Source organism: uncultured Campylobacter sp. (assembly GCF_938045225.1).
Taxonomy (GTDB): domain Bacteria; phylum Campylobacterota; class Campylobacteria; order Campylobacterales; family Campylobacteraceae; genus Campylobacter_A.
In genome coordinates this window covers 1-1,690 of sequence record NZ_CALINL010000047.1, presented here as the reverse complement: position 1 = coordinate 1,690, position 1,690 = coordinate 1, and the positions used below count along the sequence as shown (strand labels likewise).

The 1,690-nt window shown below is 44.7% G+C and carries 2 protein-coding genes; one reads left to right on the top strand and one right to left on the bottom strand.

What is annotated here, in order from left to right; translation table 11 throughout:
* Positions 1 to 621, bottom strand: a 621-nt coding sequence (locus tag Q0200_RS02445; protein WP_297937307.1) for a phosphate acyltransferase, incomplete at its 3' end; no start/stop codon positions are given.
* Between the two features lie 63 nt (positions 622 to 684).
* Here Q0200_RS02445 and flgH point away from each other — a divergent pair.
* Positions 685 to 1,386, top strand: coding sequence for a flagellar basal body L-ring protein FlgH (gene flgH / locus Q0200_RS02440; protein ID WP_297937305.1), 702 nt, complete (start codon positions 685 to 687; stop codon positions 1,384 to 1,386).
* The last annotated feature ends 304 nt before the right edge of the window (positions 1,387 to 1,690 follow it).

The window sequence follows — 1,690 nt, the reverse complement described above, 5'->3', positions numbered from 1 at the left end:
GTTTTTTTCTAAATTTATAAATCTCGCGCCGCTTAAATTTACCCCGAGCTTTTTTGCTTCAAATTTGACTTCGTTTTCGTCGCCCAAAAGGATCAAATTTACCGCGCCGCTTTTTAGTAAAATTTCGCTCGCTCTTAGTATCCGCTCGTCTTCGCTTTCTGGCAAAACGACGGTTTTTTTATCTTTTGCGGCGAGTTTAAATAGCGAGCTTTCAAACCTCAAAGGCGTGATTATATCTTGCTTTACGCTCAAAATTTCATCCAAATTTCCACTTACGATTAGCTTTGAGTTTCGCGTAAAAAAGCTCAAATTTTCGCGGCAAAAAACCGGAACGTTTAAATTTCTAGCGATTTGTAAATTTAGTTCTATTTCGCCGATATTTGCTATGCTTTGCGCTGGTTTAACGAGTACGAAATCAGCACTCTCAGCTAGTCGGTCAAATTCATTTATCGCGCTTTTAAAAAACTCGCACTCGCTGCCGTTTTCAAAGGCTTTCAGAGCATTTTCTAGTCCGTAAAAATCATTGATGGGGTCAAAAACGGCTACATTTTTAAATTTTGTTGATATAATTTCGTAAATTTCTTGAAAATTCGCGCCAAGCGCAAGGATGGAATTAGCCATAATTTTTCCTTTTGGAACTTGATTTGCTTATTTTATCGTAAAATTTTCACTTTAAGGTAAAACGTGAGAAAAAATATTTACTTTTGCGCCCTTGCAGCAGCGTTTTTGAGCGGGTGCTTGCCTAGCGCCGATCCTCGCATAGACATGAAGCCGCCCGTTTACGTCGAGCAGCTTCCCGCCAAGCAGGTCAATAACCAACCAAACGCGGGCAGTCTTTTTGGTCGCGGCGACAACCCGCTTTTTGCCGACCGCAAGGCGATGAACGTAAACGATATCGTAACCGTCGTTATCAGCGAGCGCGCCAACCAAAGCTCCAGCGGCAAGCACGACACGAGTAAAAATAGCACGATAAGCCTCGGCGGAGGGATATTTACCGCAGGCTCGGCACCGCTATCGACGCTAGCTACTCAGCTAAACAGAGCCGGCGACATCGGCTTTAGCGCGGGCAATAAAAACGAATTTACGGGTGCTGGATCTAGCGTGCGCGCAGAGGCCTTTACGACTACGATCTCGGCGCGCATCATCAAGGTACTAGAAAACGGCAACTACTTTATCGAGGGCTCGCGCGAACTACTCATAAACGGCGAAAAGCAGATCATGCAGCTTAGCGGCGTGATCCGCCCGTACGACATCTCAAACGCCAACGAGATCGACTCGCGCTACATCGCCGACGCTAAGATCTTATATAAAACCGAAGGCGACGTGGATAGGGCGACGAGGAAGCCGTGGGGGACGAAGCTTATGGAGGCGATCTGGCCCTTTTAAGCTTTTTTATGCTTAGCTAGATGGCTTGTCTTTTGAGTGCTTTTTGCGGATTTCGTTAAAATTTGACTTGATAGGCTACATGCCTTATCTTCGTCAAATTTTAACTTCAAAACCACAAAAATCATCTCAAAATACGTCGCCTTATCATTTTCTATTCAAATTTGCAAATTTAACTTCAAATTTTACTCACCGAGACCCGCACCCTGAAAGCCCAAATTTAAAAACATACGGCGCGATAGCGCAAATTTGAACCTGCACGCAGTGCAGCAACTTCTCACGTCGTAGGGGTTGGGGGATTGTTAAG